The 18,457-nt window shown below is 40.8% G+C and carries 17 protein-coding genes; 15 read left to right on the top strand and 2 right to left on the bottom strand.

The window, feature by feature from the left end; translation table 11 throughout:
• The first annotated feature begins 112 nt into the window (after positions 1-112).
• The 11 genes from argF (at position 113) to BMY66_RS08495 (ending at position 12,869) form a co-directional block, all read left to right on the top strand.
• Complete coding sequence (gene argF / locus BMY66_RS08545; protein ID WP_044936509.1) at positions 113-1,108, top strand: ornithine carbamoyltransferase; 996 nt, start codon at positions 113-115, stop codon at positions 1,106-1,108.
• Positions 1,102-1,872, top strand: a complete 771-nt coding sequence (locus BMY66_RS08540) for a biotin--[acetyl-CoA-carboxylase] ligase (protein ID WP_090394848.1) — start codon at positions 1,102-1,104, stop codon at positions 1,870-1,872. The genes argF and BMY66_RS08540 overlap by 7 nt, the downstream gene beginning before the upstream one ends.
• Positions 1,859-2,200: a DUF6145 family protein gene (locus tag BMY66_RS08535; RefSeq protein WP_330371741.1), complete on the top strand. Its 342-nt coding sequence runs from the start codon at positions 1,859-1,861 to the stop codon at positions 2,198-2,200. Before BMY66_RS08540 ends, BMY66_RS08535 begins: the two co-directional genes overlap by 14 nt.
• Positions 2,200-2,970 carry a type III pantothenate kinase gene (locus BMY66_RS08530; RefSeq protein WP_074791469.1) on the top strand — a complete coding sequence of 257 codons (771 nt, stop codon included), beginning with the start codon at positions 2,200-2,202 and terminating at the stop codon, positions 2,968-2,970. Before BMY66_RS08535 ends, BMY66_RS08530 begins: the two co-directional genes overlap by 1 nt.
• Positions 2,970-3,947 (top strand): tRNA dihydrouridine synthase DusB, encoded by a 978-nt coding sequence (gene dusB / locus BMY66_RS08525; RefSeq protein ID WP_177175627.1) that lies wholly within the window; start codon positions 2,970-2,972, stop codon positions 3,945-3,947. The genes BMY66_RS08530 and dusB overlap by 1 nt, the downstream gene beginning before the upstream one ends.
• A gap of 127 nt (positions 3,948-4,074) precedes the next feature.
• A complete protein-coding gene (gene greA, locus BMY66_RS08520; RefSeq protein ID WP_044936502.1) occupies positions 4,075-4,554 on the top strand; it encodes a transcription elongation factor GreA in 480 nt (159 codons plus the stop codon).
• A 77-nt stretch (positions 4,555-4,631) separates the two neighbouring features.
• Positions 4,632-6,017: an MATE family efflux transporter gene (locus BMY66_RS08515; RefSeq protein ID WP_090394847.1), complete on the top strand. Its 1,386-nt coding sequence runs from the start codon at positions 4,632-4,634 to the stop codon at positions 6,015-6,017.
• Positions 6,018-6,101: 84 nt separating this feature from the next.
• Positions 6,102-8,123, top strand: coding sequence for a lysine--tRNA ligase (lysS, locus tag BMY66_RS08510; protein ID WP_090394846.1), 2,022 nt, complete (start codon positions 6,102-6,104; stop codon positions 8,121-8,123).
• 213 nt (positions 8,124-8,336) lie between these two features.
• Positions 8,337-9,890, top strand: a complete 1,554-nt coding sequence (gene yjeM / locus BMY66_RS08505) for a glutamate/gamma-aminobutyrate family transporter YjeM (protein ID WP_090394845.1) — start codon at positions 8,337-8,339, stop codon at positions 9,888-9,890.
• A gap of 174 nt (positions 9,891-10,064) precedes the next feature.
• Complete coding sequence (locus BMY66_RS08500) at positions 10,065-11,540, top strand: methyl-accepting chemotaxis protein (RefSeq protein WP_090394844.1); 1,476 nt, start codon at positions 10,065-10,067, stop codon at positions 11,538-11,540.
• Positions 11,541-11,678: 138 nt separating this feature from the next.
• On the top strand, positions 11,679-12,869 hold the full coding sequence (locus BMY66_RS08495) for a pyridoxal phosphate-dependent aminotransferase (protein WP_090394843.1): 1,191 nt from the start codon (positions 11,679-11,681) through the stop codon (positions 12,867-12,869).
• Here the strand turns inward: BMY66_RS08495 and BMY66_RS08490 are convergent.
• Together BMY66_RS08490 and BMY66_RS08485 are read right to left on the bottom strand one after the other, a co-directional pair.
• Positions 12,866-13,741, bottom strand: a complete 876-nt coding sequence (locus tag BMY66_RS08490; RefSeq protein WP_044936490.1) for a LysR family transcriptional regulator — start codon at positions 13,739-13,741, stop codon at positions 12,866-12,868. The two genes, BMY66_RS08495 and BMY66_RS08490, sit on opposite strands and share 4 nt — an antisense overlap.
• 85 nt (positions 13,742-13,826) lie before the next feature.
• Positions 13,827-15,200 carry an LVIVD repeat-containing protein gene (locus BMY66_RS08485; protein ID WP_044936489.1) on the bottom strand — a complete coding sequence of 458 codons (1,374 nt, stop codon included), beginning with the start codon at positions 15,198-15,200 and terminating at the stop codon, positions 13,827-13,829.
• A 331-nt stretch (positions 15,201-15,531) separates the two neighbouring features.
• Here BMY66_RS08485 and BMY66_RS08480 point away from each other — a divergent pair, with 331 nt between their 5' ends.
• From BMY66_RS08480 to vorB, 4 genes are read left to right on the top strand one after another with little or no spacing between them, the layout of a single operon-like run.
• Complete coding sequence (locus BMY66_RS08480) at positions 15,532-16,383, top strand: hypothetical protein (RefSeq protein WP_044936487.1); 852 nt, start codon at positions 15,532-15,534, stop codon at positions 16,381-16,383.
• Between the two features lie 31 nt (positions 16,384-16,414).
• On the top strand, positions 16,415-17,113 hold the full coding sequence (locus BMY66_RS08475; protein WP_090394842.1) for a nucleotide-binding protein: 699 nt from the start codon (positions 16,415-16,417) through the stop codon (positions 17,111-17,113).
• A 36-nt stretch (positions 17,114-17,149) separates the two neighbouring features.
• Complete coding sequence (locus tag BMY66_RS08470) at positions 17,150-17,365, top strand: 4Fe-4S dicluster domain-containing protein (protein ID WP_074791453.1); 216 nt, start codon at positions 17,150-17,152, stop codon at positions 17,363-17,365.
• Positions 17,366-17,368: 3 nt separating this feature from the next.
• Positions 17,369-18,457 carry a 3-methyl-2-oxobutanoate dehydrogenase subunit VorB gene (gene vorB, locus BMY66_RS08465; RefSeq protein WP_044936484.1) on the top strand — a complete coding sequence of 363 codons (1,089 nt, stop codon included), beginning with the start codon at positions 17,369-17,371 and terminating at the stop codon, positions 18,455-18,457.

Here is an 18,457-nt window from a genome sequence, read left to right as displayed (position 1 = left end):
TATATTGATGCAAAAATCCGAGCTCTTGGGCTTTACCCAAGGGCTCTTTTATTGTATAATGCATAATTAATTACAATAAATGCATAAATATACATCGCTAAGGAGGTACGTTATGAGCTTAAAAGGAAAGAACTATTTAAAGATGTTGGACTTAACTACTGAGGAAATCAATTATCTTATTGATTTATCTATTCAGCTTAAGGCTGAAAAGAAGCAGGGTAAGTCTCAAAAGGATTACATGGCCGGAAAGAATATTGCTTTGATTTTTGAAAAGACATCAACACGTACCAGATGTTCATTTGAAGTTGCAGCCTACGATATGGGGGCTAATGTAACTTACCTGGATCCATCAGGCTCTCAGATTGGCAAAAAAGAATCTATCGCCGATACAGCACGCGTCCTTGGTCGCATGTATGACGGAATCGAGTACCGTGGATTTGAGCAGACTATCGTAGAGGATCTTGCAAAATATGCAGGCGTACCAGTATGGAATGGTCTTACAAATGAATCACATCCTACACAGATGATTGCAGATATGATGACAATAAAGGAACATTTTGGCAAACTTGAGGGAATAAAGTTTGTATATATGGGCGATGCCCGTTATAATATGGGTAATTCCCTTATGGTTACTTGTGCAAAGCTTGGTATGGATTTTGTGGCTTGCACAAACAAAAAATATTTCCCAGAGGAGTCACTTGTAAAGCAGTGCCAGGACATTGCAAGCCAGACAGGAGCTACAATCACACTTACAGAAGATGTAGCAGAGGGCTGCAAGGATGCTGATGTTATCTACACAGATGTGTGGGTATCAATGGGCGAGCCTGATGAGGTTTGGGCAGAGCGTATTAACGACCTTAGCCCATATCAGGTGAATGCAAAGGCATTTTCTTATGCAAAGCCTGATGCAAAATTCATGCATTGCCTTCCTGCTTTCCACGATTTGAATACCACAATCGGCAAGCAGATTCATGACAAATTTGGAATAGACTGTATGGAAGTTACAGACGAAATTTTTGAAGGCGAGCATTCAATAGTATTTGATGAGGCAGAAAATCGCATGCATTCCATCAAGGCTATTATGTATGCAACATTAGGTTCATGTTAGAGGAAATACGATACGAATATTACGAATCAGTAGATTCAACAAACGACAGAATTAAAGAACGTGCTCATGACAACGAAGCACAGGGACTAGTTATTTCAGCAGGCACACAAACTGCAGGAAAGGGCCGCATCGGAAGAAAGTGGGAATCACCTACAAAGGATTCAGTATCCACTTCGCTTTTGCTTAGACCAGATGACATCTCATTAGAAGCTATTCCAACAATCACTGTAGTTGCGGCAATGGCAGTTAGGGATGCGTTATCAAATCTATATGGCCTAGAGGGCAAAATAAAATGGCCAAACGATATCGTGTTGGGTGGCAAGAAAATCTGCGGTATCCTCACCGAAATGGAAATGAAGGACAACAAGGTTTGGTACGTTGTAGTAGGTATTGGTGTCAACGTTCACAACACTCAGTTCCCAGAAGAGATTGCATTCAAGGCCACATCTGTAGATATTGAGCTGCAGAAACAATCCGGGGAAAAAGGACATCGTTCCGAAATCACAAAGGCTATCTGGGAGAGCTTTCAGAAGTACTACAACATCTTCATAAAGACCCAGGATATGTCCGGCCTAAAGGAAGAATACGAAAGATATCTTGCTAATCTGAACGAACGTGTTAGAATAGAGGCTCAGGAGAATTCCTACGAAGCTATTGCAAAAGGAATCGATGACCGAGGCCAGCTCATCATAGAAGTTGACGGTCAGCAAAAAATAATTAGTACAGGAGAGGTTTCTGTTAGAGGAATCTATGGATACATTTGATATGGAAGAAGAAGTAGTATTATGCGGCGCTAGCTGCTACACTAAGAAATTTTATTTGAATCCGGACTTCGAGGGACTCCCTCCAATGATTAAGGATGAATTAAAAATCATGTGCGTTATGTACACCGAAGAAGTAAGTGGAACAATCCAGTTCATTTACGAAGAGGATGGCAGCCTCAGAATCGACGTAGATCACAACGAGGATGATTTACTCTATGACGAGATTGGTTCTGCACTTGAAGTAAAAAGAATGCAGAGAGAGCGCACAGAGTTATTCGAGGCACTTGAGACATACTATAAAGTAGTTTTCCTTGGGGAGGGCATGTAATGTTACTTACAATCGACGTTGGAAATACAAATATCACTATGGGAGTTTTTGATGGAGACAACCTCCTTGGCAACTTCCGTATCACTACAAAGATAAACAGAACATCAGATGAATTTGGTATCGTAATCAAGGATATCCTTCGTTCAAACGATTTGGATGCATCCAAGGTAAACGATGTAATCATCGCATCTGTAGTTCCTAATGTAATGCACTCTCTTACAAGTGCAATCATCAAGTATTTTGATATTCAGCCTATCATCGTTGAGGCTGGTATCAAGACCGGCATTCGAATCGCTACAGAGAATCCAAAGCAGATTGGTGCAGACAGAATTGTTGATGCAGCAGGTGCTTACGAGCTTTACGGTGGCCCAGTTCTTGTAATTGATTACGGTACAGCTACCACATACGATTTGGTTGATGGAAATGGAGCATTCGTTTCAGGTGTAACAGCTCCTGGTATCCGCATCAGCGCAAAGGCTCTTTGGGAGGATGCAGCAAAGCTTCCTGAAATCGAAATCAAGAAGCCTGAGAAAATCCTTGCAAAGGAAACAATCTCATCTATGCAGGCAGGTCTTGTATACGGTCAGATTGGTCAGACAGAATACATCGTAAAACACATGATAGAAGAGAGTGGCTATGATAATGTGAAGGTTGTAGCAACAGGTGGACTTGGCAATCTTATCGCTAGCGAAACAAAGTGCATCGATATCTACAATCCAAATCTTACACTCTATGGAATGAAGTTTATTTATAACAAGCAAAAGAGATAATGATTAATAAATTAAAAATTGGAAATGTAACACTAGACAATAATTTAATTTTGGCACCAATGGCAGGCGTAACAGACCTGCCATTTCGTCTGTTATGCAAAGAGCAGGGAGCAGCCCTTTGCTGCATGGAAATGGTCAGCGCCAAGGGCATCTACTACAACAATAAAAATACAGAAAGCCTTCTTACTGTAGATGAAAGAGAGCGCCCTGTTAGCCTTCAGCTTTTTGGCTCGGACCCAGATATCATGGCAGCTATGGCGGCCAAAATCGAGCATCGTAATTTCGACATCCTTGATATCAATATGGGATGCCCGGTGCCAAAGGTAGTTAATAACGGCGACGGTTCTGCCCTCATGAAGAATCCTAAACTGGCGGGCGAAATCATCGAAAAGATGGTAAAGGCAATCGACAAGCCTGTCACTGTTAAGATTCGCAAGGGATTTGACGATGAACATATTAACGCGGTAGAGATGGCTCACATCGCACAGGAATCCGGTGCAGCTGCAGTTGCAGTCCACGGACGTACCCGTGAGCAATATTATTCTGGAAAAGCGGATTGGAGTATTATTGCTGACGTTAAAAATGCAGTATCAATTCCGGTAATCGGCAATGGCGACATTCTTGATGCAAAGGATGTGATTGCCATGAAGGAGCAGACAAACTGCGATGGCTTTATGATTGGTCGTGGAGCACAGGGCAATCCTTGGATATTCCATCAGATTCTCCATTACTTCGAAACAGGAGAGCTGATTGGCAAACCACCTATCGAGGAGATGATTGACACCATGCTTCGTCATGCCAGACTTCAAATTGAGTTCAAGGGAGACTACCTTGGAATCAGAGAAATGCGAAAGCATGCAGCTTGGTATACCGCTGGATACAAGGGAGCAAGCAAGCTTAGAGGCATGATAAACGATGTAGAATCATACGAAGAATTAGAAGCCCTTTTCCACAACTTTTTGGCAAATTTTAAATAATTTATGAATTAATTTGGAATTCTTGACATCAATATGTGGGTGGCTTATAATTCACTAAGTTATTGAAGTTAGTAGGGTCTTGCTTAGCAAGGCTCTTTTGAAAATTATAGACCCTGGAGGAAATAATATGGAAGCAAAGAAGAATTTACTTACTGCTGAAGGACTTAGAATATTAGAGGACGAACTTGAGGATCTCAAGGTCAATAAACGTAAAGAAGTATCACAGAAGATTAAGGAAGCTCGTGAGCAGGGTGACCTTTCAGAAAACGCAGAATACGATGCAGCTAAGGATGAGCAGAGAGATATCGAAGCTCGTATCGAAGAAATCGAAAAGATTCTTAAAAACGCTGAGGTCGTTACAGAAGAACACGATACAAAGAACATTAACATTGGATGGACCGTTACACTTCTTGATGTAGAGTTCGACGAGGAAGTTGAGTACAAAATCGTAGGTTCTACAGAGGCAAACAGCCTTAAGGGCAAGATTTCTAACGAGTCTCCTGTAGGTAAGGCTATTCTTGGACACAAGAAGGGCGATACAGTTACAGTAGAGACAGAAGCTGGAGAATTCCAGTACAAGATTCTTGCTGCAAAGAAGAACAAGTAATATCGCACATTAAGGCGGCCTATTCAGGGCCGCTTTTTTTGTACCTATAAATAATCACACAACAAAAGGAGGAAAATATGCTAGCTAGACTTAAGAAAAAATACATCGGTGACAAGGCGTTTTACAGACGATATATTTTCCTGGCAACACCTATGATTATCCAGAATGCAATTACCAATTTCGTAAGTTTCTTGGATAATATCATGGTTGGACAATTGGGGCAGGAAGCAATATCTGCTGTCGCAACAGTCAATCAGTTAAACTTTGTTTTTTCACTGGCAGTTTTTGGTGCAGCTTCCGCAGGAAGCATCTACGGAGCACAGTACTTTGGTAAGGGCGACCACAAAGGTCATATGTACACCTTCCGATTTAAGCTCTACACCACATTGCTTGTAACTATACTAGGTATTTTGATGTTCAAGGTTTGGGGAAGCCAGCTTATTTCCCTTTTCCTTACAGAAAGCGAAGGTGCATCTCCAGAGCTTGCACTTTCACTTGGACTTAAATACTTGAGTATTATTTTAGTTGGATTGATTCCATTTGCTGTAAACCAGGCATACGCTACCAACATCAAAGAAACAGGCCAGACGGTAGTTCCTATGGTAGCAGGTATGGTGGCAGTTGCTACAAACGCTATTTTGGATTACTGCTTGATTTTCGGATTTGGACCATTCCCACAGCTTGGAGTTGAGGGTGCTGCTATTGCAACTGTTATCGCAAGATATATCGAAGCAGCCATCGTTATTATTTGGGCTCACACTCACGCAGACAAAAACAAATATCTTGCAGGAGCTTATCTTGGTTTTGGAATCCCAAGAAAGATTTTTAATCAGATTCTCATCAAAGGTGCGCCACTTATGCTCAACGAAGTACTTTGGGCAGCAGGCGTTAGCGCTGTAACACAGAGTTACTCAATTCGTGGAATGAATGTACTTACAGCACTCAGCATTTCAAATACAGTAGGAAACCTTTTCAACATTGTATTTATCCAGCTTGGCGCATGTATCAGTATTATTGTTGGACAGTACCTTGGAGCAGGAGAGCTTGAGGAAGCAAAGGATGCAGATAATAAGATGATTGCATTCAGCGTATTCTGCTGTACAATCATGGCGGTTATCATGTTTGCATTTGGAGGATTGTTCCCTCACATTTACAATGTCACACCAGAAATCAGAGCACTTGCTACAAAATTTATTGCTGTAGCTGCTCTATGGATGCCATTCTGTTCATTTAGCCACTGCTCGTACTTTACACTTCGTTCAGGTGGCAAGACACTTGTAACATTCCTTTTCGACTCAGTATTTACATGGGTTGTTATGGCTCCACTTGCATTTGTATTGGCTCATTTTACAGGCCTTGGAATCGTTTCGGTATACTTCTTTGTACAGGGAACAGAAATCATCAAAAACATCATGGGATATTTCATGGTAAAGAGCAATGTATGGCTTCAGCAGATAGTATAGTTCCTTGACACAATTGAGGAAACTAGACTATAATCAAGTAGTTTGACAATAATTAAAATGTTTTTAAATAGATAAGGAGAAATTATGGCAGAGCAGGATATTAATCAGTTACTTCAGGTTCGCCGTGAAAAGCTTTCTGCACTTCAGGAAGCTGGCAAGGATCCATTCCAGATCACAAAATTCGATCAGACTCATCACAGCGATGAAGTTCGCGCTCTTTACGAGGAGCATGAGGCAAAGCTTTTAGCAGGTCGTCCAGCTGTTAACACAGATGGAATGGATGAGGAGGCTGCAAAGCAGGCCATTAATGATGATTACAACGAGCGTCGTGCTATCATGGATGCAGATCCAATCCACGTTAGCATTGCAGGTCGTATGATGTTCAAGCGTGTTATGGGTAAGGCAAGCTTCTGCAATATCCAGGACTTACAGAACAGCATTCAGGTTTATGTTGCTCGTGATGCAATCGGCGAAGATACATATGCAGATTTCAAGAAGTCAGATATCGGTGATATCTACGGTGTAAAGGGATATGCATTCAGAACAAAGACAGGTGAGATTTCTATCCATGCTGAGGAGATGACTCTTCTTTCAAAGTCACTCCAGATTCTTCCAGAGAAGTTCCACGGTCTTACAGATACAGACACACGTTATCGTCAGCGTTATGTTGACCTTATCATGAACAAGGATTCAAAGGATGTATTTATCAAGCGTTCACTTATGATGCGCGAAATCCGTAACTTCCTTGCAAATCGTGATTTCATGGAAGTTGAGACACCTATGCTTGTTGAGAACGCAGGTGGTGCAGCAGCTCGTCCATTCTTCACACACTACAACGCACTTGGCGAGGAGCGTAAGCTTCGTATCTCTCTTGAGCTTTACCTTAAGAGACTTATCGTTGGTGGTCTTGAGCGTGTATTCGAGATTGGCCGTGTATTCCGTAACGAGGGTGTTGATGCTCGTCACAACCCAGAGTTCACTCTTATGGAGCTTTACCAGGCATACACAGATTACGAAGGTATGATGGAGCTCACAGAGAGCATGTTCAGATATCTTGCTGAAAAGGTTGTTGGTTCTACAAAGATTTCTTACAACGGAGTAGAAATCGACCTTGGCAAGCCATTCGAAAGACTTACAATGACAGATGCTGTTAAGAAGTACGCAGGCATCGATTTTGATACAGTTGCAGACGATGAGGCTGCAAAAGCACTTGCTCGTGAGAAGGGTATCGAGTTTGAGGACCGTCACAAGAAGGGAGATATCCTTAATCTCTTCTTCGAGGAGTTCTGTGAGGAGAATCTTATCCAGCCTACATTTATTATGGATCATCCAATCGAGATTTCTCCACTTACAAAGAAGAAGCCATCTGACCCTACAAAGGTAGAGCGTTTCGAGCTTTTCATCAACGGATGGGAGATGTGTAACGCATACTCAGAGCTTAATGACCCTATCGATCAGCGTGAGCGTTTCGCAGCACAGGATGCAAATGCAGAAGCTGGTGATGACGAAGCTGAGCACACAGATGAGGACTTCCTTAACGCACTTGAAATTGGTATGCCACCTACAGGCGGTATTGGATACGGTCTCGACAGACTTTGCATGCTTCTTACAGATAGCGCTGCAATCCGTGACGTATTATTATTCCCTACTATGAAGTCACTTAACCCTGCAAAGCCACAGGCAGCAGGTGCTGATAATGGATTCTTTGCTCCAAACGAGGGTTTAGATTTTTCAAACGTAAAGATTGAGCCACTTTTCGAGGAGCAGGTTGATTTCGAGACATTCTCAAAGAGTGATTTCAGAGCAGTAAAGGTAAAGGCTTGCCAGGCAGTACCAAAGTCAAAGAAGCTTCTTCAGTTCACACTTGATGACGGTACAGGCACAGACCGCACAATCCTTTCAGGAATTCATGCATTCTATGAGCCAGAGGAGCTTGTTGGAAAGACACTTGTAGCAATTACAAACCTTCCACCAAGACCAATGATGGGTATCGAATCATGCGGTATGCTTCTTTCAGCTGTCAACAACCTTAAGGACAGCGATGATGAGGAGCTTCACCTTCTTATGATTGACAACCACATCCCAGCTGGTGCTAAGTTATACTAAAATAAATTTTCAAAACCTTCTTGGATAGAAATATCCAGGGAGGTTTTTTTGTTGCATGAAATTTTAGTGTTTAAAGTTTTAAAGTTTAAAGTGCTAATGCATTGTATTTTCTGTGTTTAAGAGCCCTAAAAACATTGAGAATCATGGTATAATCGAGGACGCTGCGTGTATAAGAAAATTAAATACAGAATATATTTTATAAAGGAAGTAGTAATGAAAGAAGAAAAGAAATTAGGGCTCATGGCCCTCATACTGATGATCTTTACATCAGTATACGGATTCAACAATATCCCACGTTCATATTATTTGATGGGATATGCAGCAATTCCTTGGTTTGTAATTGCTGGTATTTTATTCTTTATACCATTTGCATTTATGGTAGCAGAGTTTGGTTCTGCATTTAAGGATGAGACAGGTGGTATGTATTCTTGGATGTGCAAGTCAGTAGGTCCTAAGTATGCATTCATCGGAACATTCATGTGGTACACATCATATGTACTTTGGATGGTAAATGTTTCATCAGGTATCTGGGTACCTGTATCAAACCTTATTTTTGGTGAAGATTGCACATCAAGCTGGTCATTCTTTGGTTCAGAAATCCTTTCTGGCTCAAGACTTCTTGGTATCATGGCAATCATCTTCTTTATCTTTATCACATACTTTGATTCAAAGGGTATTGATAAGATTAGCAAGGTTACATCAATCGGTGGTACAGCAGTTCTTGTAATCAACATCATGGTAGTAGTTGGTTCAATCGTTATGATTATCGCTCGTCATGGTCAGCTTGAGCAGCCATTCCTTGGCACAGAGTCATTGATGGTCCCTCTTAATGCAGCATACCAGGGCAGCCCAATCATGATTTTATCATTTATTGTATATGCACTTTTCGCTTACGGCGGAATCGAAGCAGTTGGTGGTCTTGTTGATAAGACAGAGAACCCTAAGAAGAACTTCCCTAAGGGAATCGTTACAGCAGCTATGGTAATCGTAGTTGGTTATGCTCTTCTTATCATGCTTGTAGGTTCATTTACAAACTACAGCGAGATCCTTGGCTCAGACAACATTACACTTGGAAATGTTTCATATGTAATCATGTCAAACTTTGCAGCAGCATTTGGTAAGGCTTTTGGCGCTTCAGCTGCTACACAGGTAGCTCTTGCTCACGGATTCGCTAGAGTATATGCACTTATTATGCTTCTTGCACTTATGGGTGCTATGTTTACACTTGTTTATTCACCACTTAAGCAGATTATCGACGGAACTCCAAAGGAGCTTTGGCCAGGTAAGATGGGTGAAATCGCAGAGGATGGTATGCCAAAGAACGCTATGTGGATTCAGTGTGCAATTGTTTGCATCATGGTTCTTTTAGTTTCATTTGGTGGAGATACAATGCAGCAGTTCTTCGTTATCCTTACAGCTATGGTAAACGTTGGTATGACAGTACCATACATGTTTATTTCATTTGCATTCCCTAAGTTTAAGAAGATGAAGAACATCGACAGAAGCTTCGAAGTATTCAAGACACAGAAGTCTGCAAATATCTGGGGCTATGTTGTAACACTTACATTGTTCTTTGCAAATGCATTTGCAATTGTTCAGCCAGCTCTTGATGGCGATTGGAAGACAACATTCTGGTCATTAAGTGGTCCTGTAATCTTTGGATTAGCTGCATGGATTATTTACACACGTTATGAAAAGAGATTAGCAGCAGGTGAATTCAATAAAGAAAATACATCTGATGTTGATGAAAACGTTGTAACAGAATAATAAATTTGAGCTATAATACCTTCTTGGAATGATATTTCAAGAAGGTATTTTTTATTGTTATAAATAGCTAATGATGAACATTTATATGAAAAAAGCGTAACAATCTGTGAACCTTGTTGAAAATAAATGGAAATGAATATATTCTCTTAATTATAAGGGATAGGAGGACTTTTTATGGATTTAAAAGAAAGACATATATACGAAAGTAATAAGCTTGGATTCAAGTTGGCATGTATTATCCAGGTATTCGAATTAGCAGCTACAATCCTATATAGCGCTCAGCGAGTGGGATTTTCATTTATAAATACTACGACTATGTCTATACTGCAGATAATTGTGTTCATATTCTCAATTTATGCATACCTCCGATACAGCCGCAGAACAAGAGGCAGATATTTGATGATAGGCTCAATGCTCATTGGATACGCTGTATTGATGGCAGGATGTGTTCATGTCACATACATGTGGGCATTTGGACCAGCATTTATTATTCTTTCCCTTTTATTTAACGATGTTAAATTGACAATAGCTACATCTATAATTACAGCTGTTATTAATCTATTGTATATTCCATTGTTTTACATGTTCTCAGTTGAGGTAGCAGACAGACATTTTGCAGTTATGACTGATAGCATATTTATGGTTTTACTTTCTCTTATGGGCATCTTCTATGTACGCCTTAATTCACTTCAGAATAAAGAAACAATGGATGAAATCGAAGAGAATGTAAGACTTCAAGAAGAAAGTTCTGAGGTTATTAAAAATACAGGTATTACTATTGCTAAGAAGCTTGAGGATGCAAACGATGCAATGGAGGCATTGGCGTCAAAGGTTAGCTCCAGTGCAGAGGCTGCGCAGCAGATTAGTGAGTCTGTAAACCTTACAGCAGAGGCTATCCAGACTCAAACTGAAATGAATTCAAACATTACAGATTCCCTTGAAGAGATTGCTCATCAGGCTAGAGCGATGAGAAAGAACTCAGATGAAGTATCAGAGAACATCAGCGATGGTAATGCACTTATTGAAGAGCTTCGTGCTAAATCAGACGAGGCATCTACAATCAATGCAGAGACTGCCACAATGACAAGCGAGCTTCAGGAATCAGCCGTAACTGTAAAAGATATCGTTGGTACAATTCTTGATATATCTGGCCAGACAAACCTTTTGGCTCTCAACGCTTCGATTGAGGCTGCCAGAGCAGGTGAAGCTGGTAAAGGATTTGCAGTAGTAGCTGATGAAATCCGTGCCCTTTCAGAGCATACCAAAGAATCTGCAGAGCAGATTTCATCAACAATTGACGAGTTAATTCAGCGTGTAAATACAGCATCTACAAACATGCAAAAGAGTGTGGAATCAGCAAATCAGCAGGGTGAAATGATTGCAGAAACTGGAGAGAAATTCGAAATCATCCTTGAGAAAATCACAGATCTTGCTCGCCGCGTAGCTACAATCTCTGACAATGTAGATGGCTGTGTAGATGCCAACAGTAAGGTAATGGATGCTATCAGCAACCTATCTGCAACATCACAGGAAGTTGCTGCATCTTCAGAATCCAGCATCACTCTCAACCAGGATTGTGAAGCAGATATGGAAAGCACCAAAGAAATCCTCCATGACATCCTCACAATTTCTCGTGGTAGCATGAATTAAAGGAATGAATGAGTATAGATAAAAATGAGAGACTAACATTTGTTTAGTCTCTTATTTTTTTTGCATGGACATTGGTTGAAAAGAGGCATATAATACAAAGTAATTTAACGATTTAAAGCGACAGAGAGGGTGAGAAGAATGGTTATTTCGAAGAACATGGAAGCGCTTGTAGCAGGCAGTTCTACAATCAGAAAATTATTTGAAGAGGGGTTACAGCTTGCAGCTGAGGTTGGTGCAGAGAATGTGTATGATTTCAGCTTGGGCAATCCTGCAGCGCCAGTACCTGCAAAGGTTACACAGGCAATTAAGGATATTTTAGCAGAGAATCCTGATGCATATGTTCATGGATATATGAAGAATGCAGGATTTGATGAGGTTAGATCAAATGTTGCAAACAGCTTGAATAAAAAGTTTGATATGGGCTATGGACCAGAAGATATCGTTATGACGGTAGGTGCGGCAGGGGCCATGAATTGCGTGTTTAGAGCGCTTTTAGGGTACGAGGATGAAGTAATTGCATTCGCTCCTTATTTTGGTGAATATAGAAGCTATGTGGCAAACTATGGCGGTATTCTAAAGGTAGTGCCAGCAAAGCTTGACGATTTCGATTTGAATTTGGATGAGCTTGACGCTCTTATCAACGAGAAGACAAAGTGCATCATTGTAAACAATCCAAATAATCCATCAGGAAAGGTTTACCCAGCATCTACTCTTCAGAAGCTTGCAGAGCTTTTGGAGAAGGCTGAAAAGAGAGTAGGCCATCCAATTTATGTCATTGCAGATGAGCCATACAGAGAGCTTGTTTACGATGGAGATGAGGTGCCTTACATTCCTTCTATCATCAAAAACAGCATTTACATGTATTCATTCAGCAAGACTCTTTCCCTTCCAGGAGAGCGAATTGGCTACATGGCTCTTTCTAAGAGAATGGATTACTACGAGGAAATGATTGGCGCTATGGTTGTAGCCAATAGATGCCTGGGATATATTAACGCCCCATCTCTATTCCAGCTTGTAGTATCAAGATGCCTTGATGTAGACGTAGATTTGGAATTCTACGACAAGAATAGAAAGCTTTTATATAGCAAGCTTACTGATCTTGGCTTTGAAGTTGTTAAGCCACAGGGAGCATTTTATCTGCTTGTTAAGTCCCCATATGAAAATGAGGAAGAGTTTGTAAAGGCAGCAAAGAAAAACCATATTATCCTGGTTTCTACAAAGACATTTGGTTGTCCTGGATATGTACGTATTGCATATTGTGTGGATTACAAAATGATAGAACGCTCTTTGCCAGCCTTTGAACAACTGGCAAAGGATTGCGGTCTTTAGTCGATAGATTTGAAATGCTCGTTAATCTTTTTGTAGAGCATATCAATTGAAGACGAAATAGTATTGCGCTTCCAAGCGATTGAGATTGGAAGATGATCGTTAAGATTAAAATAATGGATTCCCGGGTGGTGGATTCCCTGGTACCAACCGTCCAGCACCGCCACTCCAAGTCCATTTTCTACAGAGGCAAACACAGTATTGATGTTTGGCACTGCAGTGAATCTTGGAACAAAACCATAAGGTCTAAATAATAATTCAATGTCCTGACACAGCTCGCCGACACGTGGATCGTCAATCATATAGAAAGTATATGATGCGAAATCGGCAGCTGTTTTTATTTTGTCAAAATCTGGTAAAAGCTCAGAGTATACAACGATACGAGGTATGCTTGTGAACTTGTATCTAACCAAATCAGCTCTTCCCTCAACATAATCCGATGAAGTAATAATTGCATCTAAATGCTTGTCCTCAAGGGCCTGGAGAAGGTCTCTAAAGCCAAGACATTCAAATGAAATCATGAAGTCTGGATCCTCACTACGGCATTCATTAACAACCTTTGGAAGAAAGCTTGAAACGTTCCAACCGATGTTGTATCCCAGGCGGATATGGTTGGTGGTGTTGGCAAGCATCTTGCGGATGTTGTGTAACTCAGCAAAATAGCGCTGGAAGAAATTGAAATAAAGTGTGCCTTCATCGGACAGAGAAATGTGTCTGCTGTTTTCTCTGATGAAAAGATTCACACCAAGCTCTTCTTCCAAGGCAGAAATATATCTGCTGACTGCTGGCTGAGGAAGATATAAATTTTGGGCAGCTTTTGTAAAGCTTAAATGTTTTGCTGTTTGTAAAAAACATTCTATCTGTTTATCATTCATGCCCCCTATTATAGCAAAAAAATAACAGCTGTCACGTGGGCAACTGTTATTAATATATGGAGAATTTAAAATTAGTAGAAATAACCTATACTAAACATTTAAGGATATAAACGCCATCATGCATAGCATTCATGTAGATATATCCTCTATCATCAACAACCAAATCCTCAGCTGTGCCAAGAGGCTTGTTAGGCATCTTTACATCGAAGCAAAGCTTCTCTGGGTTTGGTGGGATGAAGTAAGCAATTTCCTTTGGTACGTATGGATCAGAGATATCGTATACACGAAGTCCTGCATGGAAATAACAGTCATAAGCTCTGTCACTTCTATCCTCAAGCCAAGGCTTACCAGTCATTGGCTCATGAAGGTTGTGTGGACCAAAGGATGTAGGATAACCGTATCCTAAATCATTAAAGTTTTTATATGGGAAGTCCTCTGGAACCTCAGGATAAGGAAGTACTGAAATAAGTACTGGATCCTCAGGATCAGAGATATCAAACATCTCAATACCGCACATAGCCTGTACGCCGAACTTATCAAAATCATTTTTGTTATAAGTCCACTGACGCTCACCTTCCTGCATACCAATAGCATATTTTGTGCCATGGATTGGCATGAATGTGTGGCAAAGTGCACCGCCAAACTTTGTAGCGAAAGGTGGAGTCATTTTTGCTTCACCGATTACCTGTGGCCATTCTGGATTTGAAACATCAAGAATCTTGAATCCGGCACCAGCGCAGCTAAGATAAGCTGTATCGCCATCAACATATGGGAAATGTACGAAACCAGGGTATGTATTGTAGCCCTGCCATCCATTCCATTCTTTTTCTCTAGTCTTCTTGGTCTGATTTCCATAGAACTGACCAGGATTCCACCAACGTCCAACCTCATGTGGATTTGTTGGGTCTGAAATATCTACGATTCTGTAGATGAAATCCTTAAATCCAACTGCAGTAGCAGAAAGATGTAAATACTTGCCACCGTTATATGTGAAACGATGAACACCAGCACCTGGGTTGCCTTCATCACCTGTTGACCAGAATGAAAGCTTCTTTGGATGCTCTGGGTCTTCCTTAAGAGAGAAGATATGTACTCCGCCTGGAGCTGGAGTGTACTTCTCTGGAGCAGGTCCATGAAGGAACTCAAGACAGTTACCATTTGAAACAATCATGAGATCATCTGCAATCTGAACCTTTGGTGTAGACATGTAAGGGTAAACCTCTGGATCCATAACAGGCATGTACTGTACATGACGAGGATTTGCAGGGTCTGTTACATCGATAATTTCAACACCATATCCGTAGAAGCAGCCGCCGTAAAGATAATACTTGCCGTCAGCTGTTTTATATAACTGTGACTGGAATAAGTAATGATTGTCAGCATCGTGATATGCGACAACTTCCATATTCTTTATATAGCCTTCGTTTCCTGGGCTTTTAGCATAAAACTTTTCGCTCATAAAAACCTCCTTATAAGTGATTGCCTTAATTATAGGTCTCAAATTTTGGCTAAGTCCAATATTAAAAAGTGGTCATCAATAATATCAATTTTGTTATTGAAAAAATTTTCTCACTTAGATCCAAATCTGGATAAAAATTTTCTTTCATTATATGGGTTAAAAATTTAACAGACTTATATCAATTTTGTTATCAATGTCCAACAATATTGATATTTTTTATCAAGAATCTGCGGTGTTATTATCACAAATAGTTAAATATGCACAATAAATGTGCCTAAAAGAGAAGTCCAGTTGGTTAGTATTGTCTAACCGATGTAGAAGGAGGATTGTTATGGCTTACGAGTTTAACTTAATGAGAAGCTTAATCTATGTGGGGTTAGCAAAGGAAGAATACAGACCTAAGCTTGAGCACTGGCTCTACTATCATCATGTGCCAGAAAGCATCAGCAAGTTTTCCCCATATGTAACAAAGTATGCGTTCTACCAGGCATACCCAACACCACCAGAAGGAAAAAGATTTGGTGCAAGAGAGATGCAGCTTACAGAGCATTACTGGTTAGTAAATGAGCATCTTCCAGAGATGGCAAACAACATCTTCTGTGAATATATGCCAATGGATGTACTTCGCTGGCAGGGATGTATTCCTGATGTAGAAAGCGCAACAGTACACGATAATTCAGAGTCTGGCGACGCAGGTCGCGCAGCAGGTGGCGGAGATTTCCCACCATTTATTTTCTCATTCGTTCCAATCAACTGGGAGGAAGATTTCAAGGGAAAAGATAGAACAATGGAAGATGGACCAAACTTCCGTTGGCAGTTCCTTATCAAGTATCCAGAGGAGTGCGGTAAGGAAGAAGGAGAAAGATGGTTCCATGAAGAAGTGGTTCCATTCCTTACAGGATCTGTTCGAGTAAACAGAGTAGTAAGTAGCAAGGTAATCGTAAACTACGGTGCTCCAGAAGCACAGTTCGATAGAGTTGTTGAGGTTTGGTTTGAAGGACCAGAAGAATGGCATGAGCTTTGTGTAAACCTTGCAAAGACACATCTTACAAAGCCAGCTTGGGCACAGCAGGATGAGTTCCCATTCTTAAAGCCACAGCACAATATAGCTTCAGTATTCCTTGGTGACAGATGTACATCTGACAACTTAAGACAGTACAAGGGCTATATCACACTTAGATAAATTCACTTATAGGTTTTAGCGAGGTAGAAAAATGCAACTAATCAAAAATGCATTAGCAATGAACAAAACAAATTTCATTCTCATTGGAGAGGCGGGATGCGGAAAGAGCGAGATAGCTCTTAATCTTGCTGAATACCTTGCTAAAAATATTGATAAGCATGTCCATCTGATTGATATGGACATGACAAAACCTCTATTTAGATCCAGGGATTTGCTAAACAGCGGGAAGCTCTCTGAAGTAAATATCCACTATGAAGAACAATTCTTTGATGCTCCAACAGTAGTAGGAGGAGTCAGAGAGCTTTTAGCAGATCCGGAAAGCATTGTTGTTATGGATGTAGGCGGTGATGATATCGGCGCCAGATCCATAGGAGGATTCATGCTTGGTGTGGACAAAAAATCCTTATGTGTCATGTATGTACTAAATTACTACAGACCATTCTGCCAGGACATTGATCACATTGATCGATTCCTTTCGGAAATTCTCGCAGTTTCCCATTTAACACTTGAGGATATTCACTTTGTGGATAATCCAAATGCAGGCCTGACAACAACTATTGATGAGGTTGTTGATGGCGCAAACAAAATGAATGAAATCATTTCTGAATACAGAGAAATAGAGATGAATGTGGTTCATGAAGGATTATACGAATCCGTTAAAAACAAGCTCCAAAAAGAAAAGATTATGCCTATACACTTGTTCCTAACCTATGAATGGCTTAGGGACTAAGTTTATGGATAGATATTAGATAAAGGAGGTCTAATAATGGCAAAGTTTAAAGTTAATGTAGTTGCCGAACGTTGCAAAAGCTGTGGTTATTGCATGAAATTCTGTCCAAAGAATGTTCTAGAAGTTGGAACAGAAGTAAATGCAAAAGGCTATGAATATGTAGTGGCTGCAAGACAAGATGACTGTATAGGTTGTCTCACATGCGGTCGCATTTGTCCAGATGGGGCAATTGAGATTTATAAGGAGGATTAAAAAATGGCTAGAACATTTATGAAGGGCAGCGAGGCTGTAGCTGAAGCAGCAGTACGTGCCGGTTGCCGTTTTTTCGCAGGTTATCCTATCACACCTCAGAACGAAGTCCCAGAGTATTTCTCAAGAAGACTTCCAGAAGTTGGTGGAACATTTATACAGGGTGAGTCTGAAGTTGCATCAATCAATATGGTTTACGGTGCAGCATCAGCAGGTGTCAGAGCAATGACATCTTCATCATCACCAGGAATCGCACTTAAGAGTGAGGGTATCTCATATTGTGCATCAGCTCGTATTCCAATTGTGTATACAAACTTCGCAAGAGGGGGCCCTGGAGTAGGTTCAATCCAGCCAGCACAGATGGATTACTTTGAGGCTACAAAGGCAGCTGGTAACGGTGGTTTCCAGATGATGGTACTTGCTCCTTCAACAGTACAGGAAGCTGTAGATCTTACAGTTAAGGCTTTCGAGCTTGCTGATAGAGATAGAAACCCAGTTCACATCCTTGCTGATGGTGTTATCGCAACAATGATGGAGCCAGTTGAGCTTCCAGAGATGATGTCTGAGGAAAAGGTTGCTGAAATCAGAGAGTCAAAGAAGAAGTGGGCTTGCGTAGGACATGAGCTTGATTATGCAAATCGTGCTTGGATCCAGCCAGGTCAGTGGCAGACAACTGTTATGCAGAAATGTAACGAAGAGGCTGCAGCACTTTATGAGTCATGGAAGAAGAATGACGTAATGGTTGAGGAATACATGGTTGAGGATGCTGAAATCATCCTTACAGCTTATGGTATTTCAGGACGTATTGCTAAGTCTTCTGTAGACATTCTCAGAAAGCAGGGAATCAAGGTTGGACTTATTCGTCCTATCACACTTAACCCATTCCCAACAGAAGCATTTGAGAAGTTAGATTACTCAAAGGTAAAGGCAATTCTTGATGTTGAGATGTCAATCCCAGCTCAGTATGCAACAGATGTTGAAGCAGTTGTTAGACGTCGTTGCCCAGTTGAGAAGTGCTTATGCTCTGGTGGTAACGTAATGTCAAGAGAGGCCGTGCTTGAGGCTGTAATGAAAATAGCAGGACAGGAGGCTTAA

Origin of the sequence: Pseudobutyrivibrio sp. C4 (genome assembly GCF_900111635.1) — a bacterium.
GTDB classification, from domain to species: Bacteria; Bacillota; Clostridia; order Lachnospirales; family Lachnospiraceae; genus Pseudobutyrivibrio; species Pseudobutyrivibrio ruminis.
Note: the sequence above shows the minus strand (reverse complement) of the source record. Positions and strands in the feature narration are given on the sequence as shown.